This is a genomic window from Streptomyces sp. SudanB5_2050, assembly GCF_964272335.1.
Classification (GTDB): Bacteria; Actinomycetota; Actinomycetes; order Streptomycetales; family Streptomycetaceae; genus Streptomyces; species Streptomyces rochei.
In genome coordinates this window covers 5,654,072-5,679,890 of sequence record NZ_OZ186760.1, presented here as the reverse complement: position 1 = coordinate 5,679,890, position 25,819 = coordinate 5,654,072, and the positions used below count along the sequence as shown (strand labels likewise).

The 25,819-nt window shown below is 73.6% G+C and carries 18 protein-coding genes; 4 read left to right on the top strand and 14 right to left on the bottom strand.

Annotated features, from left to right (window positions below; translation table 11 throughout):
• Nucleotides 1-388 precede the first annotated feature (388 nt).
• The gene (locus ACFZP7_RS25390) at nt 389-3,991 is read left to right on the top strand and encodes an SCO5717 family growth-regulating ATPase (protein ID WP_385635898.1); all 3,603 of its coding nucleotides are present in this window, start codon (nt 389-391) and stop codon (nt 3,989-3,991) included.
• Between the two features lie 78 nt (nt 3,992-4,069).
• On the opposite strand, the gene ACFZP7_RS25385 is transcribed toward ACFZP7_RS25390, so the two are convergent.
• The 9 genes from ACFZP7_RS25385 to rimP form a co-directional block, all read right to left on the bottom strand.
• Entirely contained in the window at nt 4,070-5,017 is a 948-nt protein-coding gene (locus tag ACFZP7_RS25385) for a bifunctional riboflavin kinase/FAD synthetase (protein ID WP_031022179.1), read from the bottom strand.
• A 140-nt stretch (nt 5,018-5,157) separates the two neighbouring features.
• Entirely contained in the window at nt 5,158-9,531 is a 4,374-nt protein-coding gene (locus tag ACFZP7_RS25380) for a hypothetical protein (protein ID WP_385635896.1), read from the bottom strand.
• Between the two features lie 295 nt (nt 9,532-9,826).
• Complete coding sequence (truB, locus tag ACFZP7_RS25375; RefSeq protein WP_385635893.1) at nt 9,827-10,732, bottom strand: tRNA pseudouridine(55) synthase TruB; 906 nt, start codon at nt 10,730-10,732, stop codon at nt 9,827-9,829.
• Nucleotides 10,729-11,199, bottom strand: coding sequence for a 30S ribosome-binding factor RbfA (gene rbfA, locus ACFZP7_RS25370; protein WP_019330974.1), 471 nt, complete (start codon nt 11,197-11,199; stop codon nt 10,729-10,731). The genes truB and rbfA overlap by 4 nt, the downstream gene beginning before the upstream one ends.
• A 55-nt stretch (nt 11,200-11,254) precedes the next feature.
• Nucleotides 11,255-11,548, bottom strand: coding sequence for a DUF503 domain-containing protein (locus ACFZP7_RS25365; RefSeq protein WP_019330973.1), 294 nt, complete (start codon nt 11,546-11,548; stop codon nt 11,255-11,257).
• A 152-nt stretch (nt 11,549-11,700) separates the two neighbouring features.
• Nucleotides 11,701-14,763, bottom strand: coding sequence for a translation initiation factor IF-2 (gene infB / locus ACFZP7_RS25360; RefSeq protein WP_078912196.1), 3,063 nt, complete (start codon nt 14,761-14,763; stop codon nt 11,701-11,703).
• Nucleotides 14,764-14,937: 174 nt separating this feature from the next.
• Nucleotides 14,938-15,219 carry a YlxR family protein gene (locus ACFZP7_RS25355; RefSeq protein WP_078495261.1) on the bottom strand — a complete coding sequence of 94 codons (282 nt, stop codon included), beginning with the start codon at nt 15,217-15,219 and terminating at the stop codon, nt 14,938-14,940.
• A gap of 135 nt (nt 15,220-15,354) precedes the next feature.
• Nucleotides 15,355-16,365 (bottom strand): transcription termination factor NusA, encoded by a 1,011-nt coding sequence (nusA, locus tag ACFZP7_RS25350; RefSeq protein WP_031022186.1) that lies wholly within the window; start codon nt 16,363-16,365, stop codon nt 15,355-15,357.
• A gap of 2 nt (nt 16,366-16,367) precedes the next feature.
• Nucleotides 16,368-16,961 carry a ribosome maturation factor RimP gene (rimP, locus tag ACFZP7_RS25345; protein WP_019330970.1) on the bottom strand — a complete coding sequence of 198 codons (594 nt, stop codon included), beginning with the start codon at nt 16,959-16,961 and terminating at the stop codon, nt 16,368-16,370.
• A 349-nt stretch (nt 16,962-17,310) separates the two neighbouring features.
• Here rimP and ACFZP7_RS25340 point away from each other — a divergent pair, with 349 nt between their 5' ends.
• From ACFZP7_RS25340 to ACFZP7_RS25330, 3 genes are read left to right on the top strand one after another with little or no spacing between them, the layout of a single operon-like run.
• Complete coding sequence (locus ACFZP7_RS25340) at nt 17,311-17,859, top strand: hypothetical protein (protein WP_019330969.1); 549 nt, start codon at nt 17,311-17,313, stop codon at nt 17,857-17,859.
• A complete protein-coding gene (locus tag ACFZP7_RS25335; RefSeq protein ID WP_385635889.1) occupies nt 17,856-18,308 on the top strand; it encodes a DUF4439 domain-containing protein in 453 nt (150 codons plus the stop codon). The genes ACFZP7_RS25340 and ACFZP7_RS25335 overlap by 4 nt, the downstream gene beginning before the upstream one ends.
• Before the next feature lie 39 nt (nt 18,309-18,347).
• Entirely contained in the window at nt 18,348-19,250 is a 903-nt protein-coding gene (locus ACFZP7_RS25330; RefSeq protein WP_062130450.1) for an aminoglycoside phosphotransferase family protein, read from the top strand.
• A 579-nt stretch (nt 19,251-19,829) separates the two neighbouring features.
• Here ACFZP7_RS25330 and ACFZP7_RS25325 read toward each other — a convergent pair.
• The 5 genes from ACFZP7_RS25325 to ACFZP7_RS25305 form a co-directional block, all read right to left on the bottom strand.
• Nucleotides 19,830-21,533 (bottom strand): proline--tRNA ligase, encoded by a 1,704-nt coding sequence (locus tag ACFZP7_RS25325; protein ID WP_385635886.1) that lies wholly within the window; start codon nt 21,531-21,533, stop codon nt 19,830-19,832.
• Between the two features lie 73 nt (nt 21,534-21,606).
• Nucleotides 21,607-22,137 carry a GNAT family N-acetyltransferase gene (locus ACFZP7_RS25320; protein ID WP_019331203.1) on the bottom strand — a complete coding sequence of 177 codons (531 nt, stop codon included), beginning with the start codon at nt 22,135-22,137 and terminating at the stop codon, nt 21,607-21,609.
• Nucleotides 22,138-22,192: 55 nt separating this feature from the next.
• Nucleotides 22,193-23,041, bottom strand: coding sequence for a GNAT family N-acetyltransferase (locus tag ACFZP7_RS25315; protein WP_031022196.1), 849 nt, complete (start codon nt 23,039-23,041; stop codon nt 22,193-22,195).
• Between the two features lie 100 nt (nt 23,042-23,141).
• A complete protein-coding gene (ispG, locus tag ACFZP7_RS25310; RefSeq protein WP_046249503.1) occupies nt 23,142-24,299 on the bottom strand; it encodes a flavodoxin-dependent (E)-4-hydroxy-3-methylbut-2-enyl-diphosphate synthase in 1,158 nt (385 codons plus the stop codon).
• A gap of 224 nt (nt 24,300-24,523) precedes the next feature.
• The gene (locus tag ACFZP7_RS25305; RefSeq protein WP_078855297.1) at nt 24,524-25,816 is read right to left on the bottom strand and encodes an RIP metalloprotease; all 1,293 of its coding nucleotides are present in this window, start codon (nt 25,814-25,816) and stop codon (nt 24,524-24,526) included.
• Nucleotides 25,817-25,819: the final 3 nt, after the last annotated feature.

Here is a 25,819-nt window from a genome sequence, read left to right as displayed (position 1 = left end):
TTTTCCCGCGAAGGGATGACGACGAGCGCCCCTACTATGCCGGTGCCTTGATCACTCGTGGGTACCGGAGAGCCCCTTCCGACCGCTTTCTGTCCGACTTGTTCACTGATGTGATGTGGCGGATGCACGGATTCGGAAACGAGATACGGCACTTCAGGGCAGGCTGTGACGCAATGGGCGGATGCTGAGGTGAGGACGGGGCTGCCGGGGCGGGGCGTGTGGTGATTAGGCTGGTGTCCGGCGCGACGCCGGAACCCGTGGCCGGGGCGTCGGCGTCGTACGGGGAGGGCCGACGATCGGACGACCTCGTTTCACTTCGGACAACGTCGGACGACAAACACGGTCGCCCCAGCACGGCTTGAGGGGATCGACCACACCAGGAGGAACTGTGAGCAGCGATCGGGACGGGATCCGCGGGGGCTGGGCGACACCCGGCGATGACCAACCCGACGCGGAGTCCGCGGTCGAGACGACGGGCGAGTTCACCATCGACTACGCCCCGCCCGCCTGGTACACGCAGAACGCTTCGAGCGACTCGGGTCAGGGACCGGGGCAGAGCCAGGGGCAGGGGGCAGGGGCGACGGGGAGTTCCGACTCCGGTTCCGGTTCCGGTTCCGCTTCTGGCAGCGCCGCTCCTTCCGTACCGCCCGCTCCTCGTGGGCCGGTTCCTCCACTTCCGGGACTGACGCCCCCGCCCCACGCGGCTGGGGCCCACGGCTCCACCTCCTATCCGGCCCCCTCGCCCGGGGCACCCTTCACCCCGCCGCCCCCGGCCCCGGGCACCGCGTTCACGCCGCCTCCGCCGCCCGCTCCGGGCACCGCCTTCACTCCGCCTCCGCCGCCGGGCCCGGGGGCGCCTTTCACTCCGCCCGCGCCGTCGGCCGGGGGTCCGACCGGAGTTCCCAAGCTGCCGGTCGGGAGCGGCTTCGAGCCCCAGCAGCCGCAGCAGCGCGAGGACTCCGAGCCCGAGGCGGAGGCGGACGCGCGGGTGAGGTCCGAGCCGGAGGGCGGGGCGGCCCCGGCATCCGTCGGGGACCCGGCCTCCCCGACGGCCGTACCGGCGTTTCCGGGCGGTGGATTCCAGCTCCAGGCGCCCGCTCCCCCGCCGGTCGGGGAGCCGGAGCCCGAGGAGGAACCCGGCAACGGTGACCTGGAGAGCGGCGCCACCATGCGTTTCTCCGCCGCCGCCCTGAAGCGGGAGATCGCCGAGCGCGACGCGGCGGCGGACAACGCCGGGGAGGACGACGAGCGACCGCGGTCGGAGGCCGAGGCGGAAGCGGGCGACGAGGTCGAAGCGGGTGTGGGCGTCGGGGACGACGCACCGGCGCTCCTCGATGAGACCGGTGAGACCGGGGAGGCCGGTGAGACCGGTGATGACTCGCCGGACGAGGCCGACGAGGCTCGCTCGGTGGCGGACGAGGACGTGGCGCCCGAGCACGCGGACGGTCCCCGACTCGGCGACGCGCAGGGCGAGGACGACGTCCGGGGCGCGGACGGCGCGGACGGCACGGTCACGGAGGACGAGGGCGGCACGGCCGATACCGCCGACGCGTCCGACCCGGTTGACGCCTCCGACCCTCTTGACGCGTTCAGCACGGCTGCCGCGTCCGACAGGGCCGATGCGGCCGACGACGATGCCGAGTCGCAGGCTCCGGCTCCGGCTCCGGCTCCGGCTCCGGCTCCGGCTCCGGCTCCGGCTCCGGGCAGCGTGCCCGAGGGCGGTGTCCTGGCGGAGGACGAGCCCGAGGACGCGGTGCCCGAGCCCGAGGACAGCCGGGTGTCCGCGCCGGACGTCGTGACGCCGGCCGCCGCCGAGCCCGCCGACGCCGTTCCGGCCGGCAGCGCGGCCGCGGATGCCGCACCCCGGGACGCCGCTCCCGAGGACGCCGTCCCGGCCGACGCACCGCCCGCAGCGCAGGGTGCTGTGCCGCCGCTGCCTCCGTCGTACCCTCCCGCCGCCCCGGCCCCGGCGAACCAGTGGCCCGCCGAGCCGCAGCCCGCCCCCGCCGCGCCGGCGCAGCAGCAGCCCCCGTTCCAGCCGCAGGCGCCCCAGCCCGCGCCCGCCGCGTGGAACCCGCCGGCCACCGCACCGACGCCACCGAACCAGGCGTTCCCGAACCAGGCGCCCCAGCCGCCCGCGCCGCAGCAGGGCTACGGCTTCCCGCAGCCGGGCGCCACGGCTCCCGCGGCACCGCAGCCGCCGGTCCAGCAAGCGGGCGGTGCTCCCGCCCCGGCGGCCGGCCCCGCCGGTTACGGGTTCCCGCACCCCGGCGCGGCGACCCCCCAGGCCCCGGCGCAGCCGGGTGCCTACGGCTTCCCGCAGGCACCCGCACCGCAGGAGGCGCACGGGCAGGCCCAGCAGCCCCCGGCCCACCCCGGCATGCCGCAGCCCGGCGTACCGCAGCAGGGGCAGCCGGAGGGTGCGGGCCAGGCGCCCCAGGCCGCACAGCAGGGCTTCGCTCCGCAGGGTTCCCCGGCCCCGCCCGCGGGTCAGCCGACGGCCCAGCCGGAGCAGGCCGCACCGACCCCGCCGGTCCCGCCCGCCCAGCAGGCGCACCAGGCGGCTCCGCTCCCCCAGCAGGCACACCCGGAGCAGAACCCCCAGCCCCAGGCCCCCCATCAGCCGCACCAGCCACAGCCGCAGCCGCAGCCCGTCGACCCCCGTCTCGGTGCCGCCTGGCCGCAGCCCATGCAGCACGACCAGCGTCAGCCCACCAACCCGGGTGCCGCGCCGCTCGGTTACACCGCGGCCGTCGAGCTGTCCTCGGACCGGCTGCTCAACAACAAGAAGCAGAAGGCGAAGAGCAGCCGTCCCGCGGCCGGCGGCTCGCGCTTCAAGCTGGGCGGCAAGAAGGAGGAGGCCGAGCGGCAGCGGAAGCTGGAGCTGATCCGCACCCCGGTGCTCTCCTGCTACCGCATCGCGGTCATCAGCCTCAAGGGCGGTGTCGGCAAGACGACGACCACCACCGCCCTCGGCTCCACGCTCGCCACCGAGCGGCAGGACAAGATCCTCGCGATCGACGCCAACCCGGACGCCGGTACGCTCGGCCGCCGCGTGCGGCGTGAGACCGGGGCGACCATCCGCGACCTCGTCCAGGCGATCCCGTACCTCAACTCGTACATGGACATCCGGCGGTTCACCTCCCAGGCCGCCTCCGGGCTGGAGATCATCGCCAACGACGTCGACCCGGCCGTGTCCACGACCTTCAACGACGAGGACTACCGCCGCGCCATCGACGTGCTCGGCAAGCAGTACCCGATCATCCTCACCGACTCCGGTACCGGTCTGCTCTACAGCGCCATGCGCGGTGTGCTCGACCTCGCCGACCAGCTCATCATCATCTCCACGCCGTCCGTGGACGGTGCGAGCAGCGCCAGTACGACGCTGGACTGGCTCTCCGCGCACGGGTACGCGGACCTGGTGTCCCGTTCCCTCACCGTCATCTCCGGGGTGCGCGAGACCGGCAAGATGATCAAGGTCGACGACATCGTCGCGCACTTCCAGACGCGCTGCCGGGGTGTGGTCGTGGTGCCGTTCGACGAGCACCTGGCCGCCGGTGCCGAGGTCGACCTCGACATGATGCGGCCCAAGGTGCGGGAGGCGTACTTCAACCTCGCGGCGATGGTCGCGGAGGACTTCGTCCGCCACCAGCAGTCGCACGGGCTGTGGACGTCCGACGGCAACCCGCCGCCGGTCGCGGCCCCGCCCATGCCGGGACAGTCCGTGCCCGGTCAGCCGATGCCGGGTCAGCCCATGCCGGGACAGCCGCTGCCGGGCCAGCCCGGACAGTACGCCCAGCCGGGCCAGGCACAGCCTCAGCCGGGGCAGCCGTATCCCCAGCAGCCCGGACAGCCGTACCCCCAGCCGCAGCCGGGGCAGCCCTACCCGCAGCCCGGCCAGCCCTATGCCCAGCCGGGACAGCCGCCGGCGCAGCCCGGGTACGGATATCCGCAGCAGCCGGGGCAGACGCCTCCCCCGCCGCAGCAGTAGCCCCGCCGGGGCCGACGACGAAGGGCGGCCGGTGCTGGTGAGCACCGGCCGCCCTTCGTCATCCTGACGCCCCTGGCGTCACGACGCCGCCGCGACCAACTGCCGGCAGCGCTCGACGTCCTCGCCCATCTGCTCCAGCAGCGCGTCCAGCGTGTCGAACTTCGCCTGCCCGCGGACGAAGGCCAGGAAGTCCACGGCGACGTGCAGCCCGTACAGGTCGAGGCCCACACGGTCGATCGCGTACGCCTCCACGGTGCGCTCGGTGCCCTCGAACTGCGGGTTGGTGCCGACGGAGATCGCGGCCGGCATCACCTCGCCCTGGGCGTGCAGCCAGCCGGCGTAGACGCCGTCGGCCGGGACGGCGGTGTGCGGGAGGGTCTCGACGTTGGCCGTGGGGAAGCCCAGTTCGCGGCCGCGCTGCGCGCCCCGGACGACGACGCCCTCGACGCGGTGCGGACGGCCCAGGATCTCGGCGGCGCCCGCCACGTCGCCCTCGGCGACCAGCCGGCGCGTCAGGGTGGAGGAGAACGGCTCGCCGCCGCCCGCCTCTCCGGTGACGTACAGGTCGACGACCTCGACCTCGAAGTCGTAGACCTTGCCCTGCTCGGTGAGGAAGTCGACGTTCCCGGCGGCCTTGTGGCCGAAGCGGAAGTTGGGGCCCTCGACGACTGCCTTGGCGCGGAGCCTGTCGACCAGGACCTTGACCACGAAGTCGGCCGCGGACAGCTTCGAGAACTCGGTGGTGAAGGGGAGGATCAGCACCGCGTCCACGCCCAGGTCCGCCATGAGTTCGGCGCGGCGGTGGTGCGGGGCGAGCAGCGGCGGGTGGCTGCCGGGGCGGACGACCTCGCTGGGGTGCGGGTCGAAGGTGACGACGACGGCCGGGACGCCCAGCTCGCGGGCGCGGTCGACGGCGTGCTTGATGATCAGCTGGTGCCCTCGGTGGACACCGTCGTAGGAGCCGATGGTGACGACGCTGCGTCCCCAGTCCTCGGGGATGTCCTCCAAGCCACGCCAGCGCTGCACTGTGTCTGCTCCTTGTCGCAAACTCGTCGGAGTCGATGCCTCTTACGCAGCTCTAAGAGTGCCATGCCGCCCGCCTGGCGCCCGCATCGGCATGGGGGCTGTGACGGGGTGCACGCCGGGCTCGCCCGGTGGCCCGTGGTTCAGGCGGGGACCCGTGCGCCCGCCAGGCCCTCGATGGTGCGGCGTGCGCTGGGTCCCACCAGCGCGGCCCAGTCCCCGGGTGCGTCGGCCAGCCAGTCGGTCAGCTGGCCGGCGAAGTCGGGAAGGTGGCGGGCCAGCTCGACCAGGCCCCGGTCGAAACGGGTGGCCCCGTCGGGGGTGCGCACCAGGAGCCGGCCGGTGCGCAGGACCAGATTCCGCCGGGCCTCACCCTGGCACCGGGCCGCCGCGTGCAGCAGCGCGTCGAGCACGGCGGGGTCGTGCTCGTGGGTCAGGAGGTGCTCGCGCAGCTCGTGGCGGAGCAGGCCGTGACCGGTGGTGCCGTCACCGGCGAGGACACCGGCGAGCGCGGCCCGCACCGGCTCGGGTCCCGCGTCCAGCAGCCCGGTGACCAGCGGGTGGAGCACGGCGCGGGCCGTCGGATCATGGTCGAGGCGCCGGTCGACGTAGGCGGCCACGTGCCCGGCGGTCTCGGGACGCTCCACCACGGTCTCACCGACGAGCACGGCCACCCGGTGGGCCAGCGCGGGCGGGGTGGCGTCGGCGAGTCTGCGCAGCGCCTCCCCGGCGTCCGGACCGAGCAGCCTGGCCCGGAAGGCGGCCAGGACGGGCTCCGGGTGGGTCGGCAGGGCGGTGGCCATCGCGCTCGGCGGAAGGTACGGGTCGCCCGACGCGAAGCGGGAGAGGGCTCGGGGGAGGTGGCGGTCGCGGCTGCTGGGGTCCATGACGAGGAGGGCGAGGGCTCCGCCGTGCAGCCGCTCGTCGGCGGGTCCGGCGAGCAGGAGCAGGGCGGCGTGGCGGAGCAGGGTGCGGTCGGCGCCGGTGCGGGCGTGCGGGGCGGTGCGCAGGCCGTGGGTCACCGCGGCCGCCCGCCGGTCCGCCCGCTCGTCGCGTGCCCAGCGCTCCACGGCCCGGCAGAGGGCGGAGGGTTCCTCCTCGGCCAGGACGGCGAGCAGTTCGTCGGCCCGGCGGTGGGAGCTGTCGGCGAGCGCCTCGGTGAGGGCGTCCAGGCCGCGGTGGCGATGGGTGTGCAGCAACGCCTGGGCGGCCGTGGCGACGGTGGCGTGGGGGGTTGCGGGGAGCGGTCGTTCGTCGTCGAACCAGCGGACCAGGAGCGGTTGCACGGTGGTGGGGTCGGCGGCGAGCAGCCGGGCGACGGTGTCGAGGTGCCGGGGGCCCGGTTCGTGCGGGGGCCCGTCGGCGAGGACGAGGCGGCGCAGCAGGTCCAGGCGCGTGGCTTCGGGCAGTCGCAGGGTGGTCCAGAACGCCGGTCCGAACTCGCCCCGGCCGCGGGGCTCTTCGCCGCCGCGCTCCGCGATGCCGTCGGCGAGCAGGCGCAGCACGTCCGTGTAGGGAGTGGCGTCGGGCACGCGGGTGAGCACCTCGGTGAGCAGCCGGGCGGCCCACCACGCGTACGGGTCGGCGTCGAGGGCGGTCACCAGCTCTTCGAGGGTCAGGGCGAGTTGGGGGACGCCGTGCTGGCGGGCGAGGAGCAGCAGGGCCTCCGCGACGGGGCCGATGCGGTGGTGGGGCACGGGGAGGGTGTGCGGGTGGTGAGGGGCTCCGCGCTGGTGCACGAGGGCGCGCAGGGCTTCGTGCAGGTCGAGGTGGGTGCCCTGGATCCAGTCGGCCAGTTCCTCGTGGGCGAAGCGGTAGCCGTCGCCCGCCGGGACGAGGAGTCCTTCGGCGAGTACGGCCGTCGCCCAGCCGGTGCCGCCGCCGAGCCGTGCGGGGGCCGGCCCCCACGGGAAGACCGCCTCGAACGACTCCCGGTCCAGCTGGCCCTGGCCGGGGGCGAGGCTGCGCCGGGCCGCCTCGTGCACCTGCCCGGAGACCTTCGCCGCGAGCCGGCGTACGGCGGTGCCGCGCAGGCCGTTCTCCTCGGCCAGTCGGGTGGCGATGCGCAGGCACATCAGGTCGAGGTGGGCCGCGAAGACCGCGTCCCGGTCGACTCTGACGGGTGGCGGGACGCCGGGCAGCGCCTCGTGGACCTCGGCGAGCAGGCGGAGGGTGAGGGGGTGCCGGGCGTCCGGGTCGGCGAGGGCGCCTTCCGGCAGCCGGTAGCGGGCCCGTGCCTGTCGGGCCTCGTCGTCGGTCAGGTCGCCGAGGCGGACGCAGGGCGGGTGTCCGCCACCGGGGGCCGCCGACGGGCCGCCTGCGGGCACGGGTCCGGACGGTGCGGCGGCGGGCACCGGCTCGGACAGGCCATCGGCGGGCACGGGTGCGGAGGGGCCGGCGGCGGGCACGGGTCCGGAAGGGCCGGTGGCGGGCACGGGTCCGGATGGATCACCGGCAGGCGCAGGTCCGGAGGGGCCGGTGGCAGGCGCAGCTCCGAATGGATCACCGGCGCGCACAGGTCCGGACGGGACGGCGGCGGGCACAGGCCCGGACGGCGGCTTCGCGGCTGCCGGGGAGGGCAGGGGCTCGGCGGCCGTCCGTCCGCTCAGGGAGTCGGCAGGCCCCGGAGTGGACGGGATGCCTGCGGCCCCTGACCCGGAGGAGAAACCGGCGTGCCCCGGCCCGGAGGGGGCGTCGACGAGGGCCGCCCCAGACGGGAAGCCGACGGGGGCCTCCCCGGACGGGAGACCGACGGCCCCCGCCCCGGACCGGACACCGACGGGGCCCGGCTCGATGGCCCGTCCGTCGATGGCCCGTCCGTCGACGGACGCCCGCGGCCCGGCACGGTGACCGTCGTCGGAGTGCGGCCCCGCCCACGCCTCCCGTGCCACGGTCGGCCACGAACGGCCGGTGGGGAGGGCCGACCCGGCCCACGGCTCGGACGGTGCGCCCGCCCCGTACAGCATCTCGCGCGGGAACTCCGCCCCCGCCCGCTCCCAGTACTCGGCCCGACAGGCCACCACGAGCCGGGCACCCGTCTCGGCCAGCCAGGCAGCCGTGCCCTCGGTCCACTCGGGGAGACGGTGGGCCAGGACGGGCGGCATTTCCTCGGGGCCGTCGAGGAGAAGCAGGAGCGGGCGTCCGGCGTGGTGCGCGAGCCGGGAGAGGCGTTCCGGCGTGATGTCGCCGAGGCCGGAAGGGCGGGAACGGTCGGAGGCGGCGACGATGCGGGCGGCCCGGCCCAGCGCCCGGCGCGCCGCGTCCGCCACCGACATGTCGTCGTCGTGCAGATCGGCGCCGCGCAGCCACAGGGTGGGCGCGGGCTCCGCGCCCCGGGACCGGCGGGCGGCGAGGGCCGCCAGCTCGGTGGTACGGCCGCTGCCGGGGGCGCCGACCAGGCCCAGGACGCGGGCGCGGGCGTGGAGGTCCGTGAAGGCGGCGAACTCCCTCACCACCTCCGCGCGTTCCACGGGCGGGACGGGCTCGCCGCAGACCCCCGGCCACCCCGCCGGGCCCGGACCACCACCGGCGCCGAGCCCGCCACCACCGAAACCGAGGCTGCCCTCACCGACACCGAGCCTGTCGTCACCGACACCGACACCGAGCCCGCCGCCCTCGTGCGCACCGACGTCGCCCCGCAGGCCACCGCCGTCCCCCATGCCCAGGCCGGCGCCCATGCCCAGGCCGGCGTCCAGACCACCGCCACCGGCACCGCCCCGGCCGACCCCGGCTTGCGCGACCGCCGCCCCTCCCCGGACCGGCACCCCCGCCGGGCCGTCCTGCCCCACCTGGGTCGCGGTGAGGGCGAGCACTCCGGCCAGGTTGAGGTCGGCGCCGTAGGCCGGGACGGTCGCGGCGTTCTCGGCGAGCAGGTCGGCGAGGGGGCCGGGGGCGGCCGGCAGCGGGACGGCGAAGCCGACGTCGCTGTGTCCGGAGCTGAGCGCGGTGCCGAGGACGGCGAGGACCGCGCCGGTCGTCAGGTCGAGGACCGGCCCGCCGGCCGCGCCCCCGCCCAGCCGCAGGGCGTCCCGTCCCGCCGTGCCGACGGCGAGTTCCAGCGCGTCGGCGAGGCGGTGGAAGCGGTCGGTGGCCGCGTAGTGGACGTCGGTGGTGCCCAGCACCCGGGCCTCCCGCCAGCCGGCGGCGGCGATCCGGACATAGGTCCCGGCCTCGACCCTCTCCCTCGTGGTGACGGGCAGCGGGGGCACGCCGAGGCCCCCTTCGGCACGCACCAGGGCCAGACCGAGGGCGGGCAGCGAGGTCACGTCGGCGGCGGCCACGACGCGGCGGCGACCGCCGGCGGTGCTCAGCACGAGCCGGGACAGGCCGTCGACCGCCTCGTGACTGGTGACGACGGTGCCGCGGTGGTCGGCGACGAATCCGGTGCCGCGCGGGCGGCCGGCGAGGTCGTGGAGGCGGATCAGGGCGTCGTCGGGCGCGGGACGCGGCGCCTCGCCCTCCCCGGCCCCCGGTCCGGCGCACCCTTCCCGTGCACCGGGCCCGGATCGCCGTGCCATCCTGCCGCTCCCCGCCTCCCGGGACCGGTTCCGCGACGCCATCGCCGCACCTCCCCGCCGTACACCCGTGCTGTGCGTTCGACGGTAGGCGCGTGATGATCAGCGGGACAGCCGACCTGAGGAACGCGCCCCCTTCCACTCCCCCGGTTCACTCCGAGCGCCTGCCCGGACGGGTGAACAGTCGCGGAGAGTTGGATACACCTAGGGAGTGGGGGAACCGAGGGGGGTCGTGGAGCGGCGGCAAGGGAGGTCCCCGTGGTCGCCGCTCCACGGACAGGGCCCGCCGACGGGCCGGTCAGGCGAAGACGGCCAGGCTCTTGGCCTTGCCCTTCTGCTCCTCCACGAGGGCGAGGAAGCGGCCTTCCTGGTCGAAGACGGCGACGGCACCGACACCGGAGTATTCGTCCGGCATCTCCAGCCGCACACCGTTGAGCAGGAGCCGGGCGCGCCGGGCGTCCACCGTCCAGCCGGGGAAGGCGGCACGCGCCGCGTCCGCGACCGGCATGACGGTCAGCTCCTGCTGGAGCTGGTCCAGCGTCCTCGCGGCGTCCAGCTTGTAGGGGCCCACCCGGGTGCGGCGCAGCGCGGTGAGGTGGCCGCCGACCCCGAGGTCGGTGCCGAGGTCCCGTGCCAGGGCCCGGATGTAGGTCCCGGAGGAGCAGACCACCGAGACGACCAGGTCCAGCACCGGAGTGCCGTCCTCGGCGACGGCCTCCCGGATGTCGTACACGGCGAAGGAGGAGACCGTGACGGGCCGGGCGGGGATCTCGAACTCCTCGCCCTCGCGCGCCCGCTTGTAGGAGCGCACGCCGTTGATCTTGATGGCGCTGACCTTGGACGGCACCTGCATGATGTCGCCGGTCAGCTTGGCGACGGCCTTGTCGACGGCGTCCCGGGTGACCTTCGAGGCGTCCCGCGACTGGGTGATCTCGCCCTCGGCGTCGTCGGTGAGCGTCGTCTGCCCGAGCCTGATGGTGCCCAGGTACTCCTTCTCGGTGAGGGCGAGGTGCCCGAGGAGCTTGGTCGCCCGCTCCACGCCGAGGACCAGGACGCCCGTCGCCATCGGGTCGAGCGTGCCGGCGTGGCCGACCCGTCGCGTCCGGGCGATGCCCCGCATCTTGGCGACGACGTCGTGCGACGTGAAGCCCGACGGCTTGTCGACGATGACGAGGCCGTCGGGCGTGGTGTGCTTCTCGGTCATTTAGCGGTGTCGTCCGTCTCGTCGGCCCCGGCGTCCTCGTCGTCCTCGCCCGGCTTGCGGTACGGGTCCGCGTCACCGGCGTACGCGGCGCCCGCAGAGGCTTCGCGCACCTTGGCGTCGGACTGGCGTGCCTTGTCGAGGAGGTCCTCGATGTTCCGGGCGGTGTCCGGGAGGGCGTCCATGACGAAGGCCAGGGTCGGCGTGAACTTCACGCCCGCCGCCTTGCCGACCTCGGAGCGCAGGATGCCCTTGGCGCTCTCCAGACCGGCGGCCGCTGCCGCCCGCTCCTCGTCGTCCCCGTACACCGTGTAGAAGACGGTCGCCTCCCGCAGGTCACCCGTGACCCGGGTGTCCGTGATGGTGACGTGCGAGCCGAGCCGCGGGTCCTTGATCCCGCGCTGCAGCTTCTGGGCCACCACCTCTCGGATGAGGTCCGCCAGCCTTTTCGCCCGCGCGTTGTCGGCCACTGGTCCGTCTCCCGTTCTTTCTTCTCTGTGTTTCGTGGGTCTGTCGTGTTCGCGGTCAGTCGTCCTCGCCGTGGAAGCGCCGCCTGACGGACAGCAGTTCCACCTCGGGCCGGCCGGCCACCAGCCGTTCGCACCGGTCGAGTACGTCACTGAGGTGCCCCGCGTCGCCGGACACCATGGCCAGGCCGATGACGGCCCGGCGGTGGAGGTTCATGTGATCCACCTCCGCCGCGCTCACCGCGTACTTCCGCTGGAGTTCGGCGACGATCGGGCGGACGACGGAGCGCTTCTCCTTCAGCGAATGTACGTCGCCGAGGAGGAGGTCGAAGGACAGCGTCCCCACATACATGTGCAACCGGTTCACCCGCCGGTCCGGGATCGATGGCCCCGCCATCCACGGGCGGGGACATCAGAACCGTACAACGAACGGCCGGGGCCGATCGACGGATATTGCTCTCCGCCGACCGGCCCCGGACCGCACCGTCTTCGAAGTCGAGGGTGTTACACCCGCGGCTTCTCGCGCATCTCGTACGTCGCGATGACGTCGTCGACCTTGATGTCGTTGAAGTTTCCGAGGTTGATACCGCCCTCGAAGCCTTCGCGGATCTCGGTGACGTCGTCCTTGAAGCGACGCAGACCCTCGATGTTGAGGTTCTCCGCGATGACCTTGCCATCGCGCAGGAGGCGCGCCTTGGTGTTGCGCTTGACCTCGCCGGAGCGGATGAGAACACCCGCGATGTTGCCCAGCTTGGACGAGCGGAAGACCTCGCGGATCTCCGCCGTGCCCAGCTCGACCTCTTCGTACTCCGGCTTGAGCATGCCCTTGAGGGCCGCCTCGATCTCCTCGATCGCCTGGTAGATGACCGAGTAGTACCGGACGTCCACACCCTCGCGCTCGGCCATCTGCTGTGCCCGCCCGGCGGCGCGCACGTTGAAGCCGATCACGATGGCGTCGGAGCCCATCGCCAGGTCGATGTCGGACTCCGTGACCGCACCGACACCGCGGTGCAGGACGCGGATGTCGACCTCTTCGCCGACGTCCAGCTGGAGCAGCGAGGACTCGAGGGCCTCGACCGAACCGGAGGCGTCACCCTTGATGATCAGGTTCAGCTGCTGGACCTCGCCGGCCTTGAGCACCTTGTCCAGGTCCTCCAGCGACACGCGGCGCGTGCGCTTGGCGAACGCGGCGTTGCGCTCACGGGCGGCGCGCTTCTCCGCGATCTGGCGGGCCGTACGGTCCTCCTCGACCACGATGAAGTTGTCACCGGCGCCCGGGACGTTGGTCAGGCCGAGGACCTGGACCGGCGTCGAGGGACCGGCCTCGGCGACGTTGTTGCCGTTGTCGTCGAGCATGGCGCGGACGCGGCCGTAGGCGTCGCCCACCACCATCGTGTCGCCGACCCGCAGGGTGCCTCGCTGGACGAGGACCGTCGCCACGGCACCGCGGCCGCGGTCGAGACGGGACTCGATCGAGATGCCCTGCGCGTCCTGGTGCGGGTTGGCACGCAGGTCGAGCGAGGCGTCCGCGGTGAGGACCACGGCCTCCAGCAGGGAGTCGATGTGCAGACCCTGCTTGGCGGAGATGTCGACGAACATGGTGTCGCCGCCGTACTCCTCGGCCACCAGGCCGTACTCGGTCAGCTGACCGCGCACCTTGGTCGGGTCGGCACCCTCGACGTCGATCTTGTTGACCGCGACGACGATCGGGACCTCGGCCGCCTTGGCGTGGTTGAGCGCCTCGACCGTCTGCGGCATGACGCCGTCGTTGGCCGCGACGACCAGGATCGCGATGTCGGTCGACCGGGCACCACGGGCACGCATGGCGGTGAACGCCTCGTGACCCGGGGTGTCGATGAAGGTGATCTTGCGCTCTTCGTCGTTGACCTCGGTCGCGACCTGGTAGGCACCGATGTGCTGGGTGATGCCGCCGGCCTCGCCCGCGATGACGTTCGTCTTGCGGATGGCGTCGAGCAGTCGGGTCTTACCGTGGTCGACGTGACCCATGACGGTCACGACCGGCGGACGGACGACCAGGTCCTCCTCGGAGCCCTCGTCCTCGCCGAACTCCAGGTCGAAGGACTCGAGCAGCTCGCGGTCCTCCTCCTCCGGGCTGACGATCTGAACCGTGTAGTTCATCTCGTCGGCGAGGAGCTGGAGCGTCTCGTCGGAGACGGACTGGGTCGCGGTGACCATCTCGCCGAGGTTCATCATGACCGCGACGAGCGACGCCGGGTTGGCGTTGATCTTCTCCGCGAAGTCGGTGAGCGAGGCACCGCGCGACAGGCGAATGGTCTCGCCGTTGCCGCGAGGCAGCATCACGCCGCCGACCGACGGGGCCTGCATGGCCTCGTACTCCTGGCGCCTCTGCCGCTTCGACTTGCGGCCACGACGCGCGGGACCGCCGGGACGGCCGAAGGCGCCCTGCGTGCCACCACGGCCGCCGGGACCGCCGGGACGGCCACCGAAGCCGGGACGGCCACCGCCGCCGCCGAAGCCGCCGCCACCACCGGGACGACCGGCGAAACCGCCGCCGCCACCGGGACGACCGCCGCCACCGCCGCCGGGACGACCGGCGAAGCCGCCGCCGCCCGGACGACCGGCACCGCCGGGACGACCGGCACCGCCGGGACCGCGACCGCCGCCACCGGGGCCGGGACGCGGGCCGGCAGCGGGACGCTGCGGCATCATGCCCGGGTTCGGGCGCGGACCGCCGGGACGGGGACCGCCCTGGCCGCCCTGCGGACGCGGCATCGAGCCCGGGGTCGGGCGGTTGCCGCCCGGAGCCTGGGGACGAGGGCCGCCGCCCTGGCCGGGAGCCTGCGGACGGGGACCGGCGCCGGGGGCACCGGGGCCACCGGGGCGCGGGCCGCCCTGCGGACGGGGCGCCTGCGGGCGCGCCATGCCGGCGTTGCCGCCGGAGGTGAAGGGGTTGTTGCCCGGACGCGGGCCGCCGGGGCGGCCGCCGGGACGCTGACCCGGGGCACCGGGACGCTGGCCACCGGGACGGCCCTGGCCGCCCTGCTGGCCGCGGTCCTGACCCGGACCGGCCGGACGGGCGCCACCGGGCTTGGGGGCGCCGGGACGCGCGCCACCGGGCTTCGGGCCGGCCGGAGCCGGGGACGAAGCGGCCGGGGCCGACGGCGGAGCGGTGAACTCCGGGGCGGCCGGGGCCGGACGCGGCGCGGGCTTCGGGCCCGGCGTCGGACGCGGACCCTGGGAGGGCGCCGGCGCGGGGGCCGACGGAGCCGCGGGCTGCTGGGCGGCCGGGGGCTTGGGGGCGGCCGGAGCCGCCGGACCCGGACGGGGCGCAGCCGGGCGGGCCGCCTGCGCCGGGGACGGCGCCGACGGCCTGGGGGCAGCCTTCTTCGGGGCCGCGGGACGACCGGCGGACCGGCCGTTTCCGCCACCCTGCTGGAAGGCGTCTGTCAGCTTGCGTACTACGGGCGCTTCGATCGTCGAAGACGCCGAACGGACGAATTCACCGAGTTCCTGGAGCTTGGCCATGACGACCTTGCTCTCGACACCGAACTCCTTGGCGAGTTCGTAGACCCGGACCTTAGCCACTTCGCTCCTCTGAGGTCCGGGTTGCGTCCGGACCGTCGCTAGTTCATGGGCGTACTCATCGCGTACTCATCGAGTGCTCATCGCAATCTCGACCTGCTTTCGACTCGCGAGGTACCAGGCCGCACGGGGTTCCGTGCGGCACGTCTTCCTTAGCACGTCGCCGACATGCTGCTGTCAGCAACCTTGTGCCTGCTCGACGTAGTGGCGCAACGCCTTTACGTCGAGCGGTCCCGGGACGCGGAGCGCCCGTGGGAACGCCTTGCGGCGCACTGCCTGGTCGACACAGACCGGTGCGGGGTGCACGTACGCACCCCGGCCGGGCAGCGTACCGCGTGGATCGGGGGCGCATTCGCCCTCGACCGCCACGGTGCGCAGCAGCTCGCTCTTGACCGCTCGCTCCCGGCACCCCACGCAGGTGCGCTCGGGGCGTGCTCGGGTACGTGTCCGGCCAGACACTCCTAAGTCTACCTCCCCGGACCGACCTCACCCCTTTGGGGCAAGAATCGAACACACGCCGCACGCCAGACTGTCGTGATCTCAGCGCCGCGCGGCTTGGATCTATTCCCCCACTACCCGCCGGAAGGCCCGGTTCTACTCCCGGTTCCCGCCGGAGGGCTGGTCGGAGGGCTGCTCGGTGTCCGGACGGATGTCGATCCGCCAGCCGGTCAGCCGGGCCGCGAGGCGGGCGTTCTGGCCCTCCTTGCCGATGGCCAGCGACAGCTGGTAGTCCGGCACGATCACCCGGGCGGAGCGGGCCGCCAGGTCCACGATCTCCACCTTGGAGACGCGGGCCGGGGAGAGCGCGTTCGCCACCATCTCGGCCGGGTCGTCCGACCAGTCGACGATGTCGATCTTCTCACCGTTCAGCTCGCCCATGACGTTGCGCACCCGGCCGCCCATGGGACCGATGCAGGCGCCCTTGGCGTTCAGACCCGAGCGGGTGGAGCGCACCGCGATCTTGGTGCGGTGGCCGGCCTCACGGGCGATCGCGGAGATCTCGACCGACCCGTCGGCGATCTCCGGGACCTCCAGGGCGAAGAGCTTCTTCACCAGATTGGGGTGGGTGCGGGAGAGCGTCACGGAGGGGCCGCGCACGCCCTTGGCCACCCGGACGACGTACGACCGCAGGCGGGTGCCGTGCGGGTAGGACTCGCCGGGGACCTGCTCCTGCACCGGCAGGATGGCCTCCAGCTTGCCGATGTCGACCAGTACGTTCTTCGGGTCGCGGCCCTGCTGGACCACGCCGGTGACGATGTCGCCCTCACGGCCGGCGTACTCGCCGAGCGTCGCGTCGTCCTCGGCGTCGCGCAGCCGCTGCAGGATGACCTGCTTGGCGGTGGTGGCCGCGATGCGGCCGAAGTCGGACGGGGTGTCGTCGAACTCGCGGGGCGCCTGGCCCTCCTCGAGGTCGTCGGGGTCCTCCTTCGCCCACACGGTCACGTGCCCGGTCTCCCGGTTGAGCTCCACGCGCGCGTGCCGGCGGCTTCCCTCGGTGCGGTGGTAGGCGATGAGGAGGGCCGACTCGATCGCCTCGACCAGCAGGTCGAAGGAGATCTCCTTCTCCCGGACCAAACCCCGCAGGGCGCTCATGTCGATGTCCACGGCTACGCCTCCTCCTCTTCCGTCGTGTTCACGCTGTTGTTCTCGGTGTCGTGCTCAGGGTCATGCTGGGTGTCGTGCTCGGTGCTCTCGGAAGGCTTGGGGGCCTTGGCGCCGCCGTCGTCCTTGCGGTTGAACTCGACCTGGACGCGGGCCTTGTCGATCTCGCCGAAGGCGATCCTGCGGGTGGTGGCCTTGCGGCCCTTGACCCCGGGGACCTCCAGGTCGAGGCCGTCGTCGTCGACGCCGAGGATGCGGGCGACCAGTTCGCCGCCCTCGTGGAGCTGGAACCGCACCAGGCGGTCCGTGGCGCGCACGAAGTGGCGGTGCTCGGTGAGGGAGCGCTCGGCGCCCGGGGTGCCGACCTCCAGGGTGTACTCCGCGTCGCCCATCGCGTCGGTCTCGTCGAGCTTCGCCGAGAGCGCGCGGCTCACATCGGCGATCCGGTCCAGGTCGGCGCCGGTGTCGGAGTCGACGACCACCCGCAGCACACGCTTGCGGCCGACCGAGTCCACCGCGATCTCCTCGAGGTCCAGTCCCTGGGAGGCGACGAGCGGCTCAAGCAGCTCTCGCAGCCTCTCGCTCTGGGTGGTGCTCATCCGGGTGACTCCTCGGCCGCGTGTGCTGTTGTGGGATGGGTCGCGTGTCTGGTCAAAGGGTATCCGGTCCCGGGGGGTGTTGCCGTCCACCCCCGGCTCGGCGGCGCACGACGGGGGCGGTGGGGCGGGCGGGATCGGCGGTGCCGAAGGGGGGTGCCGAAAGGTGGTGTCCGGGCTGGGCCCGGGTACCGTGATCACGGGCGGGCCGCAGCGTGGGCAGCGGTGTGCGCCGTCCGTCGTTCCGTCGTCGTCTGTCGTCGTTCCGTTGTTCCGTCGTTCCGTCGTTCCGTCGTCGTTTCGCCTCCGCTGTGCCCTCCGCTTCCGTACGAGCCCGTCGAGGACGTCTGCCGTGTCGCTTCCCGCATCGCCGCGCCTGCCCTCGGGGCCGCGCAGAAGGAGCCTGCTCGCGTCGGCCGCCGGGGCCGCGCTGCTCGTCGGCTGTTCCGGCGGGTCCGACTCCGGTGACCCGGACGGCGGTCCGTCCGCCACCGAGCGGGCCCGCGCGCGTGCGGCCCGGGACAGCGAGGTGCTGGCCGGGCGGTACACGGCGGTGATCGCGGCGCACCCGGGGCTGGCGGAGCGGCTGCGGCCGCTGCGGGAGGACGTCCTGCGGCACGCGGAGGCGTTCGGAGCCGTACGGGCCCCCTCGCCCGAGGCGTCGCCCTCGGTGTCCGCGCGGGCCGCGGGGCCGCAGGACGGCTCCGAAACGGTTCCCCCGTCCGGCGTTCCCGCCCGGGAGAAGGACGCGTTGGCGCTCCTCGCCGACGCCGAGCGGGAACTGGCGGGCCGGCGGACCGGGGTCCTGGCGGAGGTGCCGGGCGAGCTGGCACGGCTGCTGGCCTCGGTGGCGGCGGCCGGGGCGGCGCACGTGTATCTGCTGACGGAGGGTGACGGGTGAGCGAGGCGGAGGACCGGGAGCTGGACGCCCTCCAGGCGGCGTTGGCGGCGGAGCACGCGGCCGTGTACGGCTACGGGGTCGTCGGCGGGCGGGTCGGCGAGGAACGGCGCACCGAGGCGCGTGCGGCGCACGACGCGCATCGGGCGCGGCGGGACGCGCTGGCGCGCGACGTGCGCGATCTGGGGGCGCGGCCGGTGGCGTCGGCGGCCGGGTACGCGTTGCCCTTCGAGGTGCCGGACGCGGCGTCCGCGGTACGGCTGGCGGCCGAGCTGGAGGAGCGGGTGGCCGGTGTCTACTCGGACCTGGTGCGGGCGGTCGGCGGCGATCGGCGGACGGCGGCGGCCGGGGCGTTGCGCGAGGCGGCGGTCCGTGCGGCGCGCTGGCGGGGCGGGAGCGTAGCCTTCCCTGGGCTCGCCGAGCGGGCCGGGTCGGCGACTCCGACCGCGTGACACGTACGGCTGCCCGTACGGGAAGGGAACGGCTCGCGCATGGCTTTCGAACCGCCGCGGCGTCTGGTCAGGGCGCTCGGTGAGACGGCACCGGACGGTGACGACTGGTTGGAGAGGCTGCCCGAGGCGGCCGAGCGGGCCGTGCGGGCGCGTGATCTGACCGTGGAGCGGGTGCAGGTGCCCGGCGGGCGCAGCAGCCTGGTCGTCCTGGTGCGCAGGGCCGACGGGACGCCGGCGGTGTTGAAGCTGGCCCCGCGTCGGGCGCGTCCGGAGAGTGAGCGGGCGGCGCTGGCGCACTGGGGTGGCCGGGGAGCCGTGCAGTTGGCCGAGGACGCGGACACCACGGAGGGGGTGCTGCTGCTGGAGCGGCTGCATCCGGACGTGTCGGTGCGGTCGCTGCCGGAGTCGAAGGCGCTGCTGGAGGCCGCGGGAGCGCTGCGCCGGCTGTGGGTTCAGCCGCCCGCGGATCATCCCTTCGAGACCGTGGCGCAGCGGACCGGGCGGCAGGCCGAGGCCATGCGGGCGGGCGCGGTGGCCGACCCGGAGGTGGCGCCGTTGGTCGACGCGGCGCTCGGGGTGCGCGGGGAGTTGCTGGCCGGGGCTCCTGAGGAGCGGCTGCTGCACGGTACGTTCCGGCAGAGCAAGGTGCTCGCCGGGGAACGGATGCCGTGGCTGGCCGTGGGGCCCGATCCGGTGGTCGGCGAGAGCGCCTTCGATCTGGCGCGGCTGGTGCGGGACCGGGTGGAGGACCTCGTGGCCCAGCCCTCGGGGGCGTCGACCACTCGGCGCCGGATCAAACGGCTCGCGGAGTCGCTCGAGGTGGACCAGGAGCGGCTGCGGGGGTGGACGCTGTTCCGGGCTGTGGAGTCGGGGGTGCGGGCCCGCCGGGTGGGGCGTGAGCAGGACGCGGAGCTGTTGCTGGAGTTCGCGGGCTGGCTGTGACGGTGCCTGCGGCGGTGGTGCGGGTGCCTCCGGCGGCGGTGCGGGTGCCTCCGGCGGCGGTGCGGGTACCTCCGGCGGCGGTGCGGGTGGGTGCCTGCGGCGGCCTGTGCGGGTGTGTGGGTGGGATGCCTGCGGCGCCTGTGCGGGTTCGGTGGGGGTGCGCGTAGCGCGTGCGGTTGTCTGTGGGTCGGGGCCGCGCCGGGGGGTGTCCGTCCTCGGAACGGCGCGAAATCGGTCGGCCACAGATCTGGACGGCGCGGACGCGCCAACCGCTGCGGGCGGACACCCCCCGACACGTCCCCTTCCCGCCGTACGCGGCTACCCGTACGCGCGGGGCGCGCACGGCGCGCGGTGGCCGCCGCCCTGCCGCGCCACCCCGCCGCAGCAGCCGCAGCAGCCGCAGCTGCGGGCAGTCATCCACCCAGCTGCGGGCAGTCGTGCCGCTGGGGCGGCACGGGTGGGCGCAGCGGCACCCCGTAGCGCCGGGCCGCGCATACCCACCCCCGGCCCACACCCACGCCGGGTGACCGTGAACACCGGGTCGCTGTACCCGCCCCCACGGTCACGCCGTCCGCGGCGTCAGTTGGTGAGGCGGGCGAGGGCCTCCTCGACCGTCACTTCCTCGCGCTCGCCGGTGCGGCGGTCCTTGAGCTCGACCACGCCCTCGGCGGAGCGGCGGCCGGCGACAAGGATCTGCGGGACGCCGATGAGTTCGGCGTCGGTGAACTTGACGCCCGGGGAGACACCCGCGCGGTCGTCCACCAGGACGCGGACACCCGCCGCGGCCAGCTTGTCGGAGACCTCCAGGGCCAGCTCGGTCTGCAGGGCCTTGCCGGCGGCGACGACGTGGACGTCGGCCGGGGCGACCTCCTTGGACCAGACGAGGCCCTTCTCGTCGGCGTGCTGCTCCGCGAGGGCCGCCACCGCGCGGGAGACGCCGATGCCGTAGGAGCCCATGGTGACGCGGGCCGGCTTGCCGTTCTGGCCGAGCACGTCGAGCTTGAGGGCGTCGGTGTACTTGCGACCGAGCTGGAAGATGTGGCCGATCTCGATGGCGCGGTCGAGCTTGAGGCCGGTGCCGCACTTCGGGCAGGGGTCGCCCTCCCGGACGACGACCACGTCCACGTACGCGTCGACCTCGAAGTCGCGGCCCGCGACGACGTTCTTCGCGTGCGTGTGCTCCTTGTTGGCGCCCGTGATCCACGCGGTGCCGGGCGCGACGCGGGGGTCGGCGATGTACTTGACCTTCTCGCCCAGTCCCTGCGGGCCGACGTAGCCGCGGACCAGGTCGGGGCGGCCGACGAAGTCCTCGGCGGTGACCAGCTCGACGGCGGCCGGGGCGAAGTGCGCCTCGACCTTGTCCATGTCGACCTCGCGGTCGCCGGGGACGCCCACCGCGACGATCTCGCCGTCCACCTTGACGAGGAGGTTCTTGAGGGTGGCGGAGGCCGGGACGCCGAGGGAGGCGGCCAGCGTCTCGATGGTGGGGGTGTCGGGGGTGGGGATGTCCTCGGCGGCGGGGACGCCGGTCGCGTCCACGGGCGTCAGCGCGTAGGTGATCGCCTCGGTGTTGGCGGCGAAGTCGCAGTTCGGGCAGTCGGCGAAGGTGTCCTCGCCCGCCTCGGCGGGGGCCAGGAACTCCTCGGACTTGGAGCCGCCCATCGCGCCGGCGGTCGCGGCGCAGATGCGGTAGTCGAGGCCAAGGCGCTCGAAGATGCGCTGGTAGGCGGCGCGGTGCAGGGCGTAGGACTCGGCCAGGCCCTCGTCGGCGACGTCGAAGGAGTAGGAGTCCTTCATCAGGAACTCGCGGCCGCGCAGGATGCCGGCCCGGGGGCGGGCCTCGTCGCGGTACTTGTTCTGGATCTGGTAGAGGATGACCGGCAGGTCCTTGTAGGAGGACGCCTGGTCCTTGACGAGGAGGGTGAAGATCTCCTCGTGGGTGGGGCCGAGGAGGTAGTCGCCGCCCTTGCGGTCCTGGAGGCGGAAGAGTTCGGGGCCGTACTCCTCCCAGCGGCCGGTGGCCTCGTACGGTTCGCGCGGCAGCAGGGCGGGGAGCTGGACCTCCTGGGCGCCGATGGCGTCCATCTCCTCGCGGACGATGCGCTCGATGTTGCCGAGGACCTTCTTGCCGAGCGGCAGCCAGCTCCACAGGCCGGCGGCGGTGCGGCGCACGTACCCGGCGCGGACCAGCAGCTTGTGGCTGAGGACCTCGGCGTCCGCCGGGTCGTCGCGCAGCGTCTTCGCCATCAACTTCGACATGCGCTGGACCTGTGCGTTGGCCATGGTTCTCGTGTCTCCTGCTGCGTAAGGGTGGTGCTAGGAGGTTAGCCGGGTGGTCCGGCGCGGTGGAAATCGGTTAGCGCCTGCGCAGCGGCAGCGGGGCGCCCATCACGGCGTACGGCTTGGGGGCGCTCGGGAAGAGGACCTGGCGGGCGAGGTCCTGGTAGCCGAGGGAGCGGTAGAGGCCGCGGGCGGGGCTGTCCCGGTCGATGGCGGAGAGGATCGACCGGGGTTCGGTGGCCGCGTCGGTGATCGTGGTGATCAGGGAGCGGCCCAGGCCGCGGTTCTGGTGGGCGGGGTGGACGTGGAGTTCGGTGATGACGAAGGAGTCGTCGAGCCAGGCGTCGTTGTCCCGGGCGCGGAGGTAGGGCTCGACGACGGTGGACCACCAGTGGGCGCGGTCGTTGGGCATGCCGTAGACGAAGCCGACGAGGTCGCCGCCGACGGTGGCGCCGAGGGCGCGGGCACCGCGGTAGGTCATGTGGCGCTGGACGATCTGGCGGCGGACGGCCACCTCGTCGGGGCCGAGGCCGAACGCGGCGGCCTGGACGGCCAGGGCCTCGTCGACGTGGGCGGAGAGGTCCAGAGGGCCGATCACGACGTCCATGTGCGGGAGCCTACAGGGGGCTTCCGGTGGTGTGCCGGGAGCTGCCCGGGCGGCTTCAGAACAGCACGCTCATGAACGCGCCGACCTCCTGGAAGCCCACGCGCCGGTAGGTCCGCCGGGCCGCCGTGTTGAAGTCGTTGACGTAGAGGCTCACCACCGGGGCGACGTCCGCGAGGGCGTAGCGGAGGACCGCCGCCATGCCGGGGGCCGCGAGGCCCCTGCCCCGGTACTCGGGGGCCACCCATACGCCCTGGATCTGACAGGCGCGGTCGGTGGCGGCGCCGATCTCGGCCTTGAAGACGACCTTGCCGTCGGCGTCGAAGCGGGCGAAGGAGCGGCCGGAGCCGACCAGTTCGGCGACCCGGGCCTGGTAGAGCAGGCCGCCGTCGCCGGCCAGCGGGGAGATGCCGACCTCCTCCGTGAACATCGCCACGCAGGCCGGCATGATCCGCTCCATCTCGTCCTTGCGGACGCGGCGGACGTACGGGTCGGGGGCGATGTCGTCGGGGAGGTGGTCGGTGACCATGAGGGGCTGGCGGGCACGGACCTCACGGGCGGGGCCCCAGCCCGGTTCGAGCAGGCGCCAGAGCTGGGCGGTGGTGTCGGCGGGGCCCACGATGGAGGAGCAGCGGCGGCCGGCCCGGCGGGCGCGGTCGGCGAAGGCGCGCACGGCGCGCGGGGTGGCGCAGATGGGGACGAGGTTGGCGCCCGCGTAGCACAGGGACGTCAGCATGCCGTGCTCGTACCAGCCCCACATCTCGCCGCCGAGGCGCCAGGGGTCGAGGCCGGCGACCTGCACGCGGGCGGTCACGAAGGCGTTCGTTACCGGCTCGCGGTCGAGGACGGCGAGCGCGGCGTCCAGGTCGCTCGGTTCGAGCACGCGGGAGGTGGTCTGCGTCAACACGTGCGGGGGCCTCACCCTGAGATCTGCTGGTCTCCGCACTGTACCTGCCGCGAAAATGCCGCGCCGCCTCCCGGGGCGACGCGGCAGGAGCGGGGGTGGGTCAGCCGGCGACCGAGACCGAGGGCTCGCCGGAGGTCACACCGTCGGCCTCCATCTGCTCGGCGATCTTCATCGCCTCCTCGATGAGGGTCTCCACGATCTTGGACTCGGGGACGGTCTTGATGACCTCGCCCTTGACGAAGATCTGGCCCTTGCCGTTGCCGGAGGCGACGCCGAGGTCGGCCTCGCGGGCCTCGCCCGGACCGTTGACGACACAGCCCATGACGGCGACGCGCAGCGGCACCTCCATGCCGGTGAGGCCGGCGGTGACCTCCTCGGCGAGCTTGTAGACGTCGACCTGGGCGCGGCCGCAGGACGGGCACGAGACGATCTCCAGGCCGCGCTGACGCAGGTTCAGCGACTCCAGGATCTGGATGCCGACCTTGATCTCCTCCACCGGCGGGGCGGAGAGGGAGACGCGGATGGTGTCGCCGATGCCCTGCGAGAGCAGCGCGCCGAAGGCGACGGCCGACTTGATGGTGCCCTGGAAGGCGGGGCCGGCCTCGGTGACGCCGAGGTGGAGGGGGTAGTCGCACTGGGCGGCGAGCTGGCGGTACGCCTCGACCATGACGACCGGGTCGTTGTGCTTGACGGAGATCTTGATGTCGCGGAAGTCGTGCTCCTCGAAGAGCGACGCCTCCCACAGCGCGGACTCGGCGAGGGCCTCGGGGGTCGCCTTGCCGTACTTCTGGAGCAGGCGGCGGTCCAGGGAGCCCGCGTTGACGCCGATGCGGATCGGCGTGCCGTGGTCCTTGGCGGCCTTGGCGATCTCCTTGACCTGGTCGTCGAACTTCTTGATGTTGCCCGGGTTGACGCGGACCGCGGCGCAGCCGGCCTCGATCGCGGCGAAGACGTACTTGGGCTGGAAGTGGATGTCGGCGATCACCGGGATCTGCGACTTCTTCGCGATCACCGGGAGGGCGTCGGCGTCGTCCTGGGTGGGGCAGGCCACGCGCACGATCTGGCAGCCGGACGCCGTCAGCTCGGCGATCTGCTGGAGGGTCGCGCCGATGTCGGACGTACGGGTGGTGGTCATGGACTGCACGGACACGGGCGCGTCGCCGCCCACCGCCACGGTCCCGACCTGGATCTGCCGGCTCTTGCGGCGCTCCGCGAGCCTGGTCGGAACGTCCGGCATGCCGAGAGAAATCGCAGTCATCTGCTGTGCAACCCCAAGTCGTGGATCAAGGTCCGGTCCCGTCAGCGGCGGGCTCCGGCATTCGAGATTACGGCACGGACGTGAACGCCCGGCACACGGCGTACGGGAGATGCATCCTTTGGCGTCCATCTGCCGTACGGGCGGCGTGAGCCCGGCCCGGGAGGACATGCTCTCCGGATCGGGCCTCACGCCGGATCACCAGCGAGGTCCGGTTCGTACGGGTGTCAGCTGATCCGTACCGGATTGACCACGTCGGCCACCAGGACGAGCAGCGTGAAGCAGACGAAGATGCCCGCCACCACGTAGGCCACCGGCATCAGCTTCGCCACGTCGAACGGTCCCGGGTCCGGGCGGCGCAGCACCTTGGCCGCGTTCCGGCGCAGCGACTCCCACAGGGCGCCCGCGATGTGTCCGCCGTCGAGCGGCAGCAGCGGGAGCATGTTGAAGAGGAACAGGGAGAGGTTGAAGCCGGCCACCAGCATGACGAACATCGCGAGCTGCTGGGTGGGCGGGATGTCGAGGGTGGCGATCTCGCCGCCGACGCGGGCGGCGCCGACGACGCCCATCGGGGAGTCGGCCTCGCGGGGCCCGTCGCCGAAGGCCGCGTCCCACAGGGCGGGGATCTTGGACGGCAGGGCGGCCAGGGAGTCGACGGCGTCGCCCACCCGGTCGCCCATCCAGGTCACGGACTGGCCGAAGTCCTGTTTCACCACGCCGGTGGCGGCGCTGAAGCCGAGGAAGCCGGCGGTGACGTACTCGCCCTCGACGATCTGTCCGTTGGAGTCCTTCTTGGCGACCTTGTTGGTGGCGATGGTCGCCTGGAGGGTGACCTCCCGGCCGTCCCGCTCGACCACGACCGGCACCTTCTCGCCGGGGTTGGCGCGGATCAGGTTGGACAGCCGGTCCCAGTCGTCGGTCCGTACGCCGTCGAAGGCGACGATCTTGTCGCCCGCGCGCAGGCCGGCCGCGGCGGCCGGGGAGGCCGGGTCGGACTTGGTGCAGTCGTCCCGGTTCTCGCTCTGCGAGATGACGCACTTCGAGACGGAGCTGACGGTGGTGGTCTGCTGGGAGATGCCGAAGCCCATCAGGACGGTCAGGAAGAGCACGACCGCGAGGACGAGGTTCATGAACGGGCCGGCGAACATGACGATGACGCGCTTCCACGGCTTGCGCGTGTAGAACAGGCGCTTCTCGTCACCCGGCTGGAGTTCCTCGAAGGCGGCCGAGCGGGCGTCCTCGATCATCCCGCGCCAGGGCGAGGTGGAGCGGGCCTCCAGCTTGCCGTCGGCGCCGGGCGGGAACATGCCGATCATGCGGATGTAGCCGCCGAAGGGGATGGCCTTGACGCCGTACTCGGTCTCGCCCTTCTTCCGTGAGAAGAGGGTCGGTCCGAACCCGACCATGTACTGCGGCACGCGGATGCCGAACATCTTGGCCGTGGACAGGTGCCCCAGCTCGTGCCAGGCGATCGAGAACAGCAGGCCGACCGCGAAGACGACTATGCCGAGGATGAACATCAG

What these genes read in the sequence shown, in the direction of transcription:
- ACFZP7_RS25380 (WP_385635896.1), bottom strand. Translation starts at nt 9,531, where the DNA reads ATGGCACGGCGATCCGGGCCCGGTGCACGGGAAGGGTGCGCCGGACCG.
- truB (WP_385635893.1), bottom strand. Translation starts at nt 10,732, where the DNA reads ATGACCGAGAAGCACACCACGCCCGACGGCCTCGTCATCGTCGACAAG.
- ACFZP7_RS25365 (WP_019330973.1), bottom strand. Translation starts at nt 11,548, where the DNA reads ATGTATGTGGGGACGCTGTCCTTCGACCTCCTCCTCGGCGACGTACAT.
- rimP (WP_019330970.1), bottom strand. Translation starts at nt 16,961, where the DNA reads ATGAGCACCACCCAGAGCGAGAGGCTGCGAGAGCTGCTTGAGCCGCTC.
- ACFZP7_RS25330 (WP_062130450.1), top strand. Translation starts at nt 18,348, where the DNA reads ATGGCTTTCGAACCGCCGCGGCGTCTGGTCAGGGCGCTCGGTGAGACG.
- ACFZP7_RS25325 (WP_385635886.1), bottom strand. Translation starts at nt 21,533, where the DNA reads ATGGCCAACGCACAGGTCCAGCGCATGTCGAAGTTGATGGCGAAGACG.
- ACFZP7_RS25320 (WP_019331203.1), bottom strand. Translation starts at nt 22,137, where the DNA reads ATGGACGTCGTGATCGGCCCTCTGGACCTCTCCGCCCACGTCGACGAG.
- ispG (WP_046249503.1), bottom strand. Translation starts at nt 24,299, where the DNA reads ATGACTGCGATTTCTCTCGGCATGCCGGACGTTCCGACCAGGCTCGCG.
- ACFZP7_RS25305 (WP_078855297.1), bottom strand. Translation starts at nt 25,816, where the DNA reads ATGTTCATCCTCGGCATAGTCGTCTTCGCGGTCGGCCTGCTGTTCTCG.